The following is a 15332-nucleotide window of genomic DNA, read 5'->3' as shown; positions in this document are numbered from 1 at the left end:
GCTGCGTCGGCTCGCGATCGACACCCTCGACGCCAACTGGGAGCACGACCACACGGTGCCCTCGCGCACGCTCTACCCGCACCAGTGGAGCTGGGACTCCGCGTTCATCGCGGTCGGGTTGGCCCAGGTCCGTCCCGACCGCGCCTGGCGGGAGCTGGCGAGCCTGTTCCGGGCGCAGTGGGCCGACGGGCGGGTGCCGCACATCGTGTTCAACAGGGCGCTGCGGGTCGGCGCGTACTTCCCGGGGCCGGAGATGTGGCGTTCGGCCGACGTGCCGGGAGCACCGGCGGTGGCCACCTCCGGCCTGGTCCAGCCGCCGGTGCACGCGCTCGCTGCGTTGCTGGCGTACCGGCGGGCGCCCGACCCCACCGGCCTGGCCGCGCTGCGCCGGCTCTACCCCGCGCTGGTCGCCCAACAGCGCTACCTTGCCGACCGGCGGGACGTGGCAGGTGACGGGCTGGTCTGCATCGTGCACCCGTGGGAGTCCGGGTTGGACAACAGCCCGGCGTGGGACGAGCCGATGGCCGCGGTGCCGGCCGAGGCTACCGTCATGCGCGCGTACCGTCGGCACGACACCACGCACGCCGACGCCGCGCACCGCCCCACGAACCTGGACTACGCGCGCTACCTGGCGATCGTCGCCGCCTACCGCGACCACGGCTACGCCGACCGCGACCTGGCCGCCGGCCACCCGTTCCTGGTGGAGTGCCCGCTGTTCAACGCGGCGTTCGGGGCCGCCGAACACGCCCTCGCCGAGATCGCCGCGCTCGTCGGCGGCGACCCCGGGCCGCACCGGGCCCGCGCGGCCCGCGTCACCGAAGCCCTCCTCCGCCGGCTGTACGACCCGGAGACAGGCACGTTCCAGCCTCGTGACCTGCGCACCGACCGCCTGGTGAGCGCCCGTACCGTGCTCGGGCTGACTCCGCTGATCCTGCCCGAACTGCCGACCCGGCAGGTCGACGCGCTGGTCGTCGAGGCCGGGTCGGCGCGCTTCGGAGTGGCCCGGCGGATGGACCGGCCGCTACCCACCTACGACCGCACCGCGCCCGACTTCGAGCCGCTGCGTTACTGGCGTGGGCCGAGCTGGCTCAACATCGGTTGGCTGGTCCGGCGTGGGCTGCTCGCGCACGGGCACCCGGAGCTGGCCGCCGGGCTGCGCCACTCGATGATCGGTCTGGTCGCCGGGGCCGGCTGCCACGAGTACTTCCACCCGGACACCGGCGTCGGGCTGGGCTCACCGGCGTTCAGCTGGACCGCCGCGCTGCTGCTCGACCTGCTGGCCGACTGAGCACGCCTGCGGGTGGTAGCGTCGCCGATCCTTGCGGCCGGAGGGAGCATCGTGCGCGAGATCGACAAGGTGGCCTGGATCCTCGTCGAGGACGGTCGGGTGCTGAGCACCCGGTCGGTGGGCAAGGACGTCTGGTACCTGCCGGGTGGCAAGCGCGAGCCGGGCGAGACCGACCTGGAGACCCTGCGCCGGGAGATCGACGAGGAGTTGAGCGTCGAGGTCGACGTGCCCGGCGCCGTGCACCTGGGCACCTTCTCCGCCCAGGCGCACGGCCACACGGCCGGCATCACCGTGCGGATGACCTGCTATCGGGCCGGCTATCGGGGACAGCTCCGGCCGGCCAGCGAAATCGCCGAGATGGCCTGGCTCGGGTACGCGGACCGGCACCGCACCTCGCCTGTCGACCAGGTCATCTTCGACCACCTGCTGGCCGAGGGTCTGCTGGCCTAGCTTCAGTTTGTCGCGGCCGGCCAGGGGTAACCGCCCGAGCGTGACCGACGGCGACGGGTTCCCGTACTTCATCGACGCGGTGTCCCGGCGGTCCGGCCTGCCGGCCGAGGAGGCCGCCGCCCTCGCCCGCGCCGTGCTCCAGACGATGGCCGAGCGGGTGACCGGCGGCCCGCCCGACGACCTCGCCGGGCACCTTCCGAACTCGGTCGGGGGATACCTCACCGGCCCGGCCCCGGATCCGGCCGGGGCCGTTGGTCCGGATCCGGCCGGGGGCTCACCCCCGGATCCGGGCGGGGCTGGTGGTCCGGATCCCGGCGTGGATCCGCTTCTGAGCGGTGGACCGGAGCCTGGCGTGGGCGGGTTGAACACCGGCGTGGGCCTGGAGGTGGGTGGTGCGGTTCCACCGCCGGCGGACGCCGGCCCGGCGGAGTTCCTCCGCCGGGTGGGACAGCGCGCCGGGGTGGATGCGGCCACCGCCCGGGCCGGAACCGGCGCCGTCTTCGCCACGTTGCGGGAGGCGATGACCGTACGGGAGTTCCGCGACATGGTGGCGCGACTGCCGCGCGACGGCGGAGGCGGCGCCGCGTCCGATCCTCCCGTTTCGCCCGACCCGTACCTGCCCTGAGCCGGCCCGTACTCCGTCGTACCCGGCCGCTGCGGCTAGATCCACTCCAGATCGCCGACATCGCGGCAACCGGAAAGCTGGGTACCGCCAGATCGTGTGTCCGTCGGCAAGACCAGCCAGCTGTCGATTACCTGACCTCACTGTGGCTGTCGCGAAATCCACCGCGCAAGAAATTGCCATGCCGAAAAATTCGCTGAATTAAGTCGCTTTAGGTGAAAATCTGCCACCGGGCCAGAGGGACGATCGGACGAAGTTCGACGTCCCTCGTCCGAGCCCCGAGTCGACCCTTTGGTCCGACTCTAATCGATGATCTTTCTCAACGGCCATCGAACTCTATGCTCCTTCCATAGTGAAGTCCTGGGGGGGGGATCATGATCACTGTCATCTATAGCTGCGCATTTGTCCGTTGTAGACGGCCGCGCGCGTTCTGAGATGAAGACCACTGCACTGGTCCACCGCTTCGTCGACGTCGCCGCCACCCGTTCCGACCAGCCTGCCGTGCTCGGCGACACCGGCCCGCTCGACTACGCCAGCCTCGCCGGCCTCGCCGGCGGGCACGTCGACCTGCTGACCGCAGCGGGCGTCCAGCCCGGCGACCGGTTAGCCCTGCTGACCGCACACGGGGCCGCCACCATCGCCGCCATCCTCGGCACGCTCGCCACCGGCGCCGCCTACGTGCCGCTGGACCCCGGCTTGCCCGAGCAGCGGCTGCGCCAACTGCTCGACGGCGCAGACGCCACCGCCCTGCTCTGCGGGGGCGAGCACACCGAGTTGGCCCGACGGCTCGCCGCCGACCGGCCGGGCCTGCGGATCGTCCCGGCCATCGACGTGCGACCCGCGCCGCTGCGCCCGGTGCGGGTAGACCCGGACGCGCTCGCGTACGTGCTGTTCACCTCCGGGTCCACCGGGCGCCCCAAGGCCGTCGGGCAAAGCCACCGCAACCTCACGCACGTGGTGAACAACCAGATCGCCACCCTCGACCTGCGGCCGGGCGACCGGCTCAGCCTGCTCGCCTCGTTCAGCTTCGACGCGTCCATCCCCGACCTGTACCCGGCGCTGCTCACCGGTGCCGCCGTCGTCCCGGTCGACCTGCGACGGCACGGCCTGGCGTACGCCGTCGAACACCTGGCTCGCCACGATGTCACCGTCTACCACTCCACCCCGACCGTCTACCGGTACCTGCTGGACACCCCGGGCGTCGAACGGCTCGACCGGGTCCGGGTGGTGCTGCTCGGCGGCGAGCAGGCCACCTACGCCGACGCCGCCCGGTCCCGAGGTCGCTTCGCCCCGGGCTGCGTCCTGGTCAACGGCTACGGGGCCACCGAGATGACCTTCGCGGCCCGATACGCGCTGCCGCTTGCCGACGTCGACCCGGCAGCCACGGGCCCGCTGCCGATCGGGACGGCCCTACCCGGGTACGCGCTGCGACTGGCACCGGACGGCGAGATCGTGGTCCGCAGTCAACACCTCGCGCCCGGCTACCTCGATCAGGCCAGCGACACCTTCGGCCGCGACCCCGACGGCGTGCGGACGTATCGCACCGGTGACCTGGGTGAGCTGCTGCCCACTGGCGATCTGCGCTGCCTCGGCCGGCTCGACCGGCAGGTCAAGGTGCGGGGGTTCCGGGTCGAGCTGACCGAGATCGAGGCGGTGCTCGCCGCCGCGCCGGGCGTCGCGGAGGTGCGCGCCATCGCCCGCGACGGTGATGTGCTGGCCTACGTCCGGTCGGCCGGGCCGCCGGTGGACCCCGCCGTGCTCCGCGCCACCCTGGCCCGGCACCTGCCCGAGTACGCGTTGCCGCGCGCCGTCGTGCCGGTCGCCGAGTTCCCGCTGACCGTCAGCGGGAAGGTCAACGAGCGGGCCCTTCCCGACCCTGCCCGAGCCGGGTCGGTGGGGGACCAGCCGACTACCCCGACCGAGCGGATCGTGCACGACATCTGGTGTGCCGTGCTCGGGCGGGAGGCCGTCGGCCGCTCCGACAGCTTCTTCGACATCGGCGGGCAGTCCCTGCTGCTCGGTCAGGTGCAGCAGCAGCTGGCCGAACGGTTCGGCGTCCGGCTGCCGCTGCTCCGGCTCTTCGAGCATCCGACGGTCGCCGCCCAGGCTCGGCTGGTCGACCCACCGGTACCGGCCGTCGCGCCGGCACCGGCCGTCGGACCCGCACCGGCCGTCGGACCCGCACCGGCCGTCGGACCCGCACCGGCCGTCGGACCCGCACCGGCCGTCGTGGCCTTGGCCGCCGTGCCCCCGATGCCCGCTGGCCCGTCCGCCGCAACCGTCGGCGTACGCGAGTACACCGGCGACGAGATCGCCGTGATCGGTCTGGCCGGCCGATTCCCCGGCGCGGCGGACGTGGCCACGTTCTGGTGGAACCTGTGCGCCGGCGTGGACGCCATCCACGACCACAGTGACGAGGAGTTGGCGGCGCTGGGGGTCGGCCCCGGACTTCGCGCCGACCCCCGGCACGTCAAGGCCACCGGCCGGCTCGACGGGGTCGCCGACTTCGACGCCGAGTTCTTTGCCTTCGGCGACCAGGAAGCCGCCCGCACCGACCCTCAGCACCGACTGTTCCTGGAGACCGCGTGGGAGGCGCTGGAAGATGCCGGTCACGACCCGGCCCGGTTCCCCGGCCCGGTCGGCGTGTACGCCACCACCTCCGTCAACCGCTACTTCCTGTTCCACCTCATGGACAACCCGGCCGTGGTCGGCGACGTCGACCCGGACGACTGGGAGGCCCGGCTGGTCGGTCGGCAGCTCGCCGACCACCTGCCCGGGCAGGTCGCGTACCGGCTGGGGCTGACCGGGCCGGCGGTGGCGGTGCAGAGCGCCTGCTCCAGCTCGCTGGTCGCCGTGTGTCTCGCCGCGCAGAGCCTCGCCGACTACCAGTGCGACATCGCCCTGGCCGGCGGAGTGAGCGTGATGTGGCCCCGACACCGGCACATCCCGGGTGGTCTGGCCTCACCGGACGGCCGCTGCAGGGCCTTCGACGAGGCCGCCCAGGGCGCGGGCTTCGGCTCAGGAGTCGGAGTGGTGGCGCTGCGCCGCCTCGCCGACGCGCAGGCCGACGGTGACCGCGTCCTCGCGATCCTGCCCGGCTGGGCGGTCACCAACGACGGCGCCGACCGGGCCGGCTTCGCCGTCCCCGGCCCGGCCGGGCAGGCCGCCGCGGTGGCCGGCGCGCTCGCCGCCGCCGAGGTCGCCCCGGGCGAGGTCCGCTTCATCGAGGCGCACGGCAGCGGCACCCCGCTCGGCGACGCGATCGAGGTGGCCGCGCTGCACGAGGTGTACGAGGGCTCCGCGCCCGCCGAGACCTGCGCGCTCGGCTCGGTGAAGACCAACATCGGCCACCTCGACGCCGCGGCCGGCATCGCCGGTCTGATCAAGGCGGTGCTCGCCGTGCAGCACGGCGTCATCCCGCCGAACCTGCACTTCACCCGGCCGCACCCGGAGATCGACCTGGCCGCCGGCCCGTTCTACGTGCCGACGAAGGTACGGGAGTGGCCGAACGCGCCGCGTCGGGTCGCCGGGGTCAGCTCGTTCGGGCTGGGCGGCACCAACGCGCACGTCGTGGTGGAACAGCCGCCCCCGGCGGAACCGCCCGACGCGGGGCCGACCGGGGCGCGGGTGCTGCCGGTCTCGGCGCGTACCCCGGTGGCCCTTCGGGCGGCGTTGACCCGGCTGCGGCGGCACCTGGCCGGCTCCGCGCCTGCCCTCGCCGAGGTCGCCGCGACGCTGGCGCTGGGCCGGCGCGAGTTCGGCTGCCGGGCCGCCGTGGTCGCCACCGACGCGGCCGGCGCCGTCGCCGCGCTGGACGAGCTGCTGAGCACCGACGCCCGGGTCGCCGGCCCGGCCGGCGCGCTCCGCGAGCTGGCCGCCAGTTGGGTGGCCGGCCAACACCTGGACTGGACGGTCCTGCACCCGGCCGACGCCATCCGACGCACCTCGCTGCCCACCTACCCCTTCCAGCGGCGGCGGCACTGGATCGACCCCCCTCAGAAAGGCGAGCGGTGACCTGGTTCCTCTCCGCTGGCAGCCGCGATCCGGCGCCGGTGCAACTGTTCTGCCTGCCCTACGCCGGCGCCGGCGCCAGCGCGTTCCGCCACTTCCCGGGCCGTTTCGCCCCGGACGTCGAGGTGCTGCCCGTGCAGCTACCCGGCCGGGAGAACCGGATCAGTGAGGCCCCCCGCTTTCGGGTGGCCGACGTGGCCACCGCCATCGCCGAGCGGGCCGACGGTCCGTACGCGATCTACGGCCACTCGATGGGCGGCCGGCTCGGCTTCGAGGTGGTCCGCGAGCTGCGCCGACGCGGGTGTCCGCTGCCGCTGCGGCTCTACGTGGGTGGCGCCCGCGCCCCGCACATCAACGCGCCCAGCGGCTTCGACGGGCTGTCGCAGGTGGACGATGAGGAGCTGCTGCGCCGGCTGCGGGTCGGCGGCGGGTTGCCCGGCGAGGTGCTGGGGCACCCCGAGCTGGTCGAGCTGCTGCTGCCGCTGCTGCGCGCCGACTTCGAGCGGGTGGACGGCTACCGGTACGGACCCGAGGAGCCGCTGCCGGTGCCGATCGTGGTGTTCAGCGGGCGTCACGACGGGGCGGTCAGCCGGGAGCAGAGCGACGCCTGGCGGGAGCACACCTGCGCCGGCTTCACCCTGCACGAGCTGGACGGCGGACACTTCTTCCTGCACGACGCGCTGCCCGGGCTGGCCGCGGCGATCCGCGCCGACCTGCGCGCCGCGCTCGACCGGGAGACCGCTCGCTCCCCGACGACGGGCGGGCCGGCGCGCGCCGCGGCGGACGGGCACCGGGTGCCGCTGGGCGACACCGGCTGGTCGGTGTGGCGCGACGCCCTCCTGCGCAGCACTGGCTTCCCCGCCGAGGGCTTGACCATTCTCGCCGCCCCGCAGGCCGCCGCCGCGGCCGACGAACTGCTCGCCAGCGGCACCGGTGCCGACCTGTTCGACAAGGAGTTCGCCGCGGCGATGACCGCCACCGGCCGGGGGCTGAGCGAGCTGGCCGCCGACCCGCTGCTGCGCGAGGCGGTCACCTGGCAGAATCGGAGTGCGCTGGTCGCCCTCGACGGGCTGGCCCGGGGCGGCCCCGATGCCGCCCGCAACGTGCGACGCCGGGAACGGGAACGCGCCCTGCTCAAGTACTGGCAGCGGTACTGCGGCAAGAACGAGACGGTCGGCTTCTTCGGGCCGAGCTGCTGGGTCACCATCGACCCCGAGCTGCCGGTGGCGGCGCGGGTGCGCCCCGGCGCCGCGCTGACCCGCAGCCGCTGGGTGTGGTTCGAGTCCTGGGCGCTGACCGCGTACGCCGAGCGGATCGGTCAGGACCCGGCGGTGCGCCGTTGGTGGTCGCCCCGGCTCGCCCCGCACCTGTGCCTCGTCGGCCGGGAGGTGCGTCGGCCGGGCCGGCCCCCCGTCCCGCTGTCCCCGGTGGAGGCGGCCCTGCTCACCGCCGCCGACGGCCACCGCACCGCGCGCGACGTGGTGACCGACCCGAGCATCGGGCTGCGCCGACCGGAGGACGGGTACGCGCTGCTGGACCGGCTGGTGCAGCGCGAGCTGGTCACCTGGGACGCCGAACTGCCGGTCAGTCCGGCCGCCGAGGAGGTGCTGCGGCAGCGCATCGCGGCCGTCGGCGACGCCCCGGCCCGGGCCGCCGCCCAGGCCGGCTTCGACCGGCTCTGCGCCGCCCGGGACGCGGTGGCCGCGGTGGCCGGAGACCCGGACCGACTGCGGGTGGCGCTCGACGCGCTCGACGCGACGTTCACCGACCTGACCGGGCAGGCCGCACAACGCCGGGCCGGACAGATGTACGCCGGCCGGACCCTCTGCTACGAGGACACCAGCCGGGACCTGGACGTGGTCTTCGGAGCGCCGCTGCTGGACTCCGTCGCCGCGCCGCTGGCCGTGCTGCTGCGGGCCGCCCGCTGGCTGGCCGTCGCGCTCGAGGACGCGTACGGGGCGGTGTTCCGGGAGCTGTACGAGGAGCTGCGCGCCGAGGCCGGCGACGCCCCGGTCGCCCTGTCCGACCTGTGGTTCCTGGTCCAGGGGCTCTTCTGGGGCACCGGGGAGCGCCCGGTGGACGCGGTCGCCGCTCAGTTCGCCGCCCGCTGGGCGGAGCTGTTCGAGCTGGATCAGCAGCCTCCCGGCACCACCGAGGTGCGTCTCGACGTGGCGAACCTGGCCGCTCGGGTCGACGAGGCCTTCCCGGCCGTGCGGACGGACTGGTCCAACGCCCGGCTGCACAGCCCGGACCTGCAGATCTGCGCGGCCGACGCGGCCGCGCTGGCCCGGGGCGACTACACAGTGGTGCTCGGCGAGCTGCACGCCGCCTGGCCGTCGTTCGACTGTCAGGTGTTCACCCCGTCGCACCCGGACGTGGAGCGGCTGCGCGACGCGCTGGCCGCCGACCTCGGTCCGCACCGGATCCGGCTGCTCTTTCCCACCGACTGGCCGCGGCGCACGAGCCGGGTCGCGGAGGCGCTGATCGGCCCGACCGACCGGCAGTTGGCCTTCGCGCCGGCGCCCAACGCCGACCCGGACAGGGTGCTGCCCACCGTGGCGCTGACGGTGCACGACGAGGCGGGTCGGCTGGTGGTCGCCGCCGCCGACGGACAGCGTTGGTCGCTGACCGAGGTCTGCGCCGGGCTGCTCAGCACACACGCGGTCGACGGCTTCAAACTGGTCGCCGCCGCGCCGTACACCCCGCGGATCACCCTCGACCGGCTGGTGGTGGCCCGGCAGACCTGGCGGACCACGGTCGGCGCGTGCGGCCTGGGCGCGGTGACCGCGGAGCGGGCCCGCTTCCTGGCCGTGCGGGACTGGCGGCGCCGGTTGGGCCTGCCGGAGCAGGTGTACGTCAAGCTCGGCACCGAGACCAAGCCCTGCTTCGTCGACCTGAGCAGTCCCGCCTTCGCCACGATGTTCTGCGCAATGGTGCGGGCGGCCGGCCGGGACGGCGGCGACGCCACGACGCTGGTGGTCAGCGAGATGCTGCCCACCCCGCAGGACGCCTGGGTGCCCGACGCGGCGGGCCGGCGCTACTTCAGCGAACTACGACTGCACATCGTGGACACCGACAAGCCGGAGCTGATTCGATGAACCACTTGTTGCCCCTCGGCACGACGGGCTGGTCGGTCTGGCGCGACGTGGTGCTGCGTACCGCCGGCTTCCCGGCCGACGGCCTGGCCGCCTTCGCCGCCCCGGAGGCAGCCGCCGCCGCGGACGCGCTACTGGCCGGCGGGGACACCGCCGACCTGTTCGACAAGACGTTCGCCGAGGCCCTGGCCGGGGCCTCGGCGACCGCCGGCGAGATCGCCGCCGACCCGCTGCTGCGCGAGGCGGTCACCTGGCAGAACCCGGCCATGTTGACCGCCCTGGACGGGTTGCTGCGTACCGACCCGTCGGTGCGCAACCACTGGCGGCGCCGGCGCGAACTGAGCCTGCTGCGCTACTGGCAGCGCTACTGCGGCAAGGCCGAGACGATCGGCTTCTTCGGCCCGGTCTGCTGGGGCGTCCTCGACCCCGCTGAGGAGTCGACCCGGCTGCGCCCGGGGCCGGGGCTGCTGTCGGGCCGGCTGGTGCGCTTCGAGGCGTGGGCGTTGATCGCGTACGCCGATCGGCTCGCCGACGACCTGGATGTGCGTCGCTGGTGGGCGCCAGCGCTGGCGCCGCACCTGACGGTGGAGGGCCGGCGGCTGCACCGGCCGCTGCACCCCCCGCTGGAGGTGTCCACGCTGGAGGCCCGGCTGCTGGCCGGGTGCGACGGGCGTACGTCGGCACTGCGGCTGGTCGAGGGGATCCTTGCCGACGGCGACGCCGGCATGCGCTCCGCCGCCGACGCGTACCTGCTGCTCGACCGACTGGTCGAGCGTGGCCTGCTGACCTGGGACGCCGGTCTGCCGATCAGCCCCCGGGCCGAGCAGGTGCTGCGGGAGCGGCTGGACGCGATCGGCGCGGCCGACCTGCGCGCCGAGGTGATCGACGGCTTCGACCGGCTCTGTGCGCGCCGCGACGACGTCACCGCGGCGGCTGGCGACCCGGACCGGTTGGGCGCCGCGCTGGAGGCGCTGAACGCCGAGTTCACCGAGGTCACCGGTCGGCCCGCCACCCGGCAGGCCGGTCAGATGTACGTCGGCCGGACCGTGGTGTACGAGGAGACCGCCCGGGATCTCAGCGTGACCGTCGGTGCGGGGGTGCTCGATGCCCTCGCCGCGCCGCTGGCCGTGCTGCTCCAGGCCGCGCGGTGGCTGACCGCGGAGATCGGCGCCGCCTGCGAACGACTCCTCGGCGAGCTGTACGAGGAGTTGCGCGCCGACGGCCCGGTGCGGCTGGCCGACGTCTGGTCCCTGGCCCAGGGGCTGCTGCTCGCCCCGGAGGGGCCACTGGCAGCCGCCGGAGCCGGCTTCACAGCCCGCTGGGCGGAGTTGTTCGACCTGGCCGCGCTGCCGCCGGGGCAGTCGGAGCTGCGGCTCAGCGCCGCGGAGCTGACCGAGCGGGCCCACCGGGTGTTCCCGGCGACCGCGCCGGGTTGGCCGTCCGGCCGGATCCACAGCCCGGACGTGCAGATCAGCGCCGTCGACCTGGACGCGTTGAACCGGGGTGAGTTCCTGCTGGTGCTGGGCGAGCTGCACCCGGCTCACGTGCCCTTCGACAGCGCGGTCTTCGTGCCGTTCCACCCGGACCCGGTGGCGCTGCGCGCCGGGCTGGACGCCGACCTCGGCCCGGCCCGGGTCCGGGTGCTCTACCCCGAGGGCTTCCCGAGGGTGACCACCCGCACCACGTACGGGCTGAACAGCGCGGCCGACCGGCAGCTCGGCATCGACACCGCCCGCGGCGGTGAGATCGACCGGTTGGTCCCCGCCACCGAGGTGCGGGTGGTGCCGGCGGGTGACCGGCTGGAGGCGGTGCTGCCCGACGGCAGCCGCTGGCCGCTGGTGGAGGTCTTCGCCAACCTGCTCGGGTCGTTGCTGTTGGACAGCTTCAAGTTGCTCGACCCGGCGCCGCACACGCCCCGGATCACCATCGACCGCCTGGTGGTGGCCCGGCGGACGTGGCGGACCACGGTGGGGGACAGCGGTCTGGCCGGGGTGAAGGGGGAGGCCGGCCGCTTCCTTGCGGTGCGCCGGTGGCGGGCCCGGCTCGGCCTGCCGGAGCGGGTGTTCGTGAAGCTCGGCACCGAGGTCAAGCCCTGCTATGTAGACCTGACCGGCCCGCTCCACGCCCAGTCGCTGTGCGCGATGGTCGACGCCGCCGCCCGTACCGGGCCGGACGTCGCGATCGTGGTCACCGAGTTGCTGCCGACGCCCGACGACAGCTGGGTGACCGACGCGAAGGGCCGCGGGTACGTCAACGAGCTCCGCCTGCAGGTCACCGATCCGAGCAGCTACCCCGGGGGGAACGGGTGACCGACATCCTGCCCGTCAGCGCCGTACGGGGCGAGTCGCTGCCCTGGCCGGACGCGACGCTCGCCGAGCTGGTCGTGGCGCAGGCCGCCCGCACCCCGGACGCGGTGGCCGTGCGCCAGTGGGACACCCGGCTCAGCTATGCCGAGCTGCTGTCCCGGGCCGCCGGGGTGGCCGCCACGCTGCGTGCCCGGGGGGTCGGTCGGCAGACCCGGGTGGGTGTGTGCGGCACCCGCCGACCCGACCTGGTGGCCACAGTGCTCGGTGTGCTGCTGGCCGGCGGTTGTTACGTGCCGCTGGAGCCGGGCGGCCCGCGTCGGCGGTTGCGCGGGATCGCCGCCGACGCGGGCCTGTCGCTGGTGGTGGGCGATGCTGCGGAGGCCGAGTTCGGCGCCGCGCCCGGCGTCGAGGCGATCGGCCTGCCCGGTCCGGCTCCCCTCGCGCCGTGCCCGGCCCGCCCCGGCGATCCGGCGTACGTGCTGTTCACCTCCGGCTCTACCGGCCGACCCAAGGGTGTGCTCACCACCCACCGCAACGTGGTCGAGTTCGTCAGCGGCGTGGTAGCGCTCAGCGGCGCGGACGCCGGCGTGCGCAGCCTGGGCATCGCCTCGCTGGGCTTCGACGCGGCGACCATGGACCTGTTCGTCCCGCTGCTGCTCGGCGGCACGGTGCAGCTGCTCGGCGCCGAGGACCGCGCCGACCCGGTGCGCCTGGCCCGGTTCATCGTCGCGCACGAGGTGAACTGGGGCTTCATCACGCCCACTGTGCTGGCCATGCTTGACCCGGAGGAGGTGCCCGACTGGCGCACGGTGCTGTGCGGTGGCGAGGCCGTCCCGGCCGCGCTGGCCGCGCGCTGGGCGCCCGGCCGACGCTTCCTCAACGGGTACGGGCCGACGGAGACCACGGTGCTGGCGGTCAGCGGCCCGTTGAGCGCCACCGAGACCGACCCGGTGCCGATCGGCCGGCCGCTGCCCAACCACCGCGCGTACGTGGTGGACGCCGCGCTGGACCCGGTGCCGGTGGGGGAGACCGGTGAGCTGCTGATCGGCGGGCCCGGGCTGGCCGACGGATACCTGGGCCGGCCCGCGCTGACCGCCGAGCGTTTCGTCCCGGACCCGTTCTCCGGCCTGCCCGGTGAGCGCCTGTACCGCACCGGTGACCTGGTCCGCCACGACCCGGACGGGCGGATCGTCTACCTCGGCCGGGCCGACCGGCAGGTCAAGATCCGGGGGCAGCGGATCGAGCTGGGTGAGGTCGAGGCGGTGCTGGCCGACCTGCCCGGCGTCGCCTCGGTGGCCGTTGAGGCGGTGGCCGGGCCAGCCGGCACCGAGCTGGTCGCGTTCCTCACCCCGACGGACGCGCCCGACGACGCGCGGCTGCGCGCGTACGCCGGCAGTCGGCTGACCGCCGCGATGCTGCCGGCCCGGGTGCTGCGCCGCGCCGCGCTGCCGGTGAGCCCGACCAGCGGCAAGCTGGACCGGCCGGCGTTGCGGGCGCTGGCCGTCACCGCCCTCACCACCCCACCGGCCGAGCCGGGCGGCGCGCCCGCCGACGCGGCGGTGCCCGCCGAACTGACCGACGACCCGGTCGCGGCGGCGGTGGCCGGGATCTGGACCCGGCTGCTGGGCACGCCGCCGGGCCCGGACACCGACTTCCTCGCCGCCGGTGGCAACTCCATCGCGGCGATGCGGCTGGTGGCCGCCCTACGCGCCGAGCTGGGCCGGCAGGTGGACACCCGGGAGGTGTTCGCGCTGCGCGGCTTCGGCCGGTTGGTCGAGCAGGTCGCCGTCGCGCCGAGCGCCGGCGACGAGTTGAGCACCGGCAACCCGCCGACGCTCTCCCCGCCGCAGCGCCGGCTCTGGTTCGTCGACCAGCTCGCGCCGTCCAGTGCGCCGTACAACATCGCGGTGGCGCACCGGTTGCGCGGGCCGCTGGACACGGCCGCGCTCGGCGCCGCGCTGCGGGCCGTGGCCGTCCGGCACGACGTGCTGCGGTGGCGCATCCCGCAGACCGGCGGCGTGCCGTACGCGGTCTGCGCGGAGCCCACCGACGTGGCGGTGCCGGTGGTCGACCTGACCGACAGCGCCGACCGGGAGGCGGAGCTGGCCCGGATGCTCGCCGCCGGCGCCGCGCACCCGTTCGACCTGGCCACCGGGCCGCCCTGGCAGGTGACCGTCTACCGGCTCGGGCCCGACGAGCACGTGCTGGCGGTCACCTGGCACCACGCGGTCTTCGACGGCTGGTCCGAGCGGGTCTGCTACGACGATGTGGCCACCGGGTACGGCCGGGCGGTGGCCGGCCAGCCGCCCGCGCTGCCGGAGCTGCGCGCCCGCTACGCCGACTACGCGGTGTGGCGGGACGCGCGGGACCGGCGTCGGGGCGAGGCCGATCTGGCCTGGTGGGCCGGGCACCTGAGTGGCGCGCCGACCGTCCTGGAGCTGCCCCGCGACCGGCCCCGGCCGGCGGTGCAGACCTACGCGGGCGCGGAGGCGTCCGTCCGGTTGTCGGCGCCGGCCGACCACGCCGTGCGGGAGGTGGCCGCGCGGCGCGGCACGACGGTCGCCGCGGTGCTGCTCGCCGCCTTCGGTGAGCTGATCGCCCGGCTCACCGGCGGCGACGACCACGTGCTCGGGGCGATCGTCGCCGACCGGCGGCTGGCCGCCTTCGACGACGTGGTCGGCTTGTTCATCGACACCGTGCCGGTCCGGGTACGGACCGCCGGCGCGAGCTTCGCCGAGCTGGTCGACCGGTGCGCCGGCGAGCTGCACGAGGCCACGGCGCACCCCGGCGCGCCACTGGAACGCATCGTCGAGGCACTGGGCGTCGGCCGGGACACCGCCCGGGCGCCGCTGGTGCAGGTGCTGTTCAACGTGCTCAACTTCGCCCCGCCCCGGCTGGACCTGAGCGGGCTGAGCGCCGAGCCGGTGGCCGTGCCGAAGCCCGGCTCGCCGTTCGACATCACCGTCTACGTGGTGGAGCGCGACGGCCGGGCCGGGGTCGAGGTGGTCTACAACCCCGACCTGTTCGACGCCACCCGGATCGAGGACCTGCTCGCCGACCTGGCGGATCTGGTGGACGCGCTGGCCGCCACGCCGCACGCGCCGGCCCGTGCGGTGGCCGGGGACCTGCCCCGGCCCACCGTGCGGGTGCCGCAGCTCGGCGCCATGACGGTCGCCGGTGCGGAGGCCGCCGGCCCGCCGCCCGGTCTGCTGCCCGCCGGACCGGACGGGCTCACCGAGACCGAGGAGCTGATCGCCGGCATCTGGCGGGAGGTCCTCGAGCGGGACCGGGTCGGCGTCACTGACAACTTCTTCGACATCGGCGGCCACTCGCTGGCGCTCGCCGCCGTGCACGCCCGGCTGACCGCCGCCACCGGCCGCTCGATCCGGATGCTCGACCTGTTCCGCCACCCCACCGTCCGGGCCCTCGCCGCCAGCCTGGACGGCGCCGCCGACCGGCCGGAGCTGGCCCGGGCCGCGATGCGGGCCGCCGCCCGCCGTGGCCGTACCCGCCGTATCCCTCCCCGCCGCCCTGGCGGCACCGCGTGACGAAGGACAGCC

7 protein-coding genes are annotated in these 15332 nt (G+C 75.0%); all 7 read left to right on the top strand.

Annotated elements, in window-relative coordinates; all coding sequences use genetic code 11:
* Nucleotide 1: 1 nt before the first annotated feature.
* The 7 genes from ACLJOK_RS13420 (at nt 2) to ACLJOK_RS13390 (ending at nt 15320) form a co-directional block, all read left to right on the top strand.
* The gene (locus ACLJOK_RS13420) at nt 2–1288 is read left to right on the top strand and encodes an MGH1-like glycoside hydrolase domain-containing protein (RefSeq protein WP_410819351.1); all 1287 of its coding nucleotides are present in this window, start codon (nt 2–4) and stop codon (nt 1286–1288) included.
* A gap of 51 nt (nt 1289–1339) precedes the next feature.
* A complete protein-coding gene (locus tag ACLJOK_RS13415) occupies nt 1340–1738 on the top strand; it encodes an NUDIX hydrolase (protein ID WP_410818730.1) in 399 nt (132 codons plus the stop codon).
* Nucleotides 1739–1778: 40 nt separating this feature from the next.
* Nucleotides 1779–2363, top strand: a complete 585-nt coding sequence (locus ACLJOK_RS13410; RefSeq protein ID WP_410818728.1) for a DUF2267 domain-containing protein — start codon at nt 1779–1781, stop codon at nt 2361–2363.
* A gap of 432 nt (nt 2364–2795) precedes the next feature.
* On the top strand, nt 2796–6374 hold the full coding sequence (locus ACLJOK_RS13405; protein WP_410818726.1) for a beta-ketoacyl synthase N-terminal-like domain-containing protein: 3579 nt from the start codon (nt 2796–2798) through the stop codon (nt 6372–6374).
* Nucleotides 6371–9469, top strand: a complete 3099-nt coding sequence (locus ACLJOK_RS13400; RefSeq protein ID WP_410818725.1) for a thioesterase domain-containing protein — start codon at nt 6371–6373, stop codon at nt 9467–9469. The genes ACLJOK_RS13405 and ACLJOK_RS13400 overlap by 4 nt, the downstream gene beginning before the upstream one ends.
* Nucleotides 9466–11775, top strand: a complete 2310-nt coding sequence (locus tag ACLJOK_RS13395; RefSeq protein WP_410818723.1) for a lantibiotic dehydratase — start codon at nt 9466–9468, stop codon at nt 11773–11775. The genes ACLJOK_RS13400 and ACLJOK_RS13395 overlap by 4 nt, the downstream gene beginning before the upstream one ends.
* Nucleotides 11772–15320 (top strand): amino acid adenylation domain-containing protein, encoded by a 3549-nt coding sequence (locus ACLJOK_RS13390; protein WP_410818721.1) that lies wholly within the window; start codon nt 11772–11774, stop codon nt 15318–15320. The genes ACLJOK_RS13395 and ACLJOK_RS13390 overlap by 4 nt, the downstream gene beginning before the upstream one ends.
* Nucleotides 15321–15332 lie beyond the last annotated feature (12 nt).

The sequence above is a fragment of the Micromonospora sp. 050-3 genome (assembly GCF_046549335.1).
Classification (GTDB): Bacteria; Actinomycetota; Actinomycetes; order Mycobacteriales; family Micromonosporaceae; genus Micromonospora; species Micromonospora trifolii.
The sequence above is the reverse complement of the archived record's forward strand: the minus strand, read 5'-3'. Positions and strand labels throughout refer to the sequence as shown.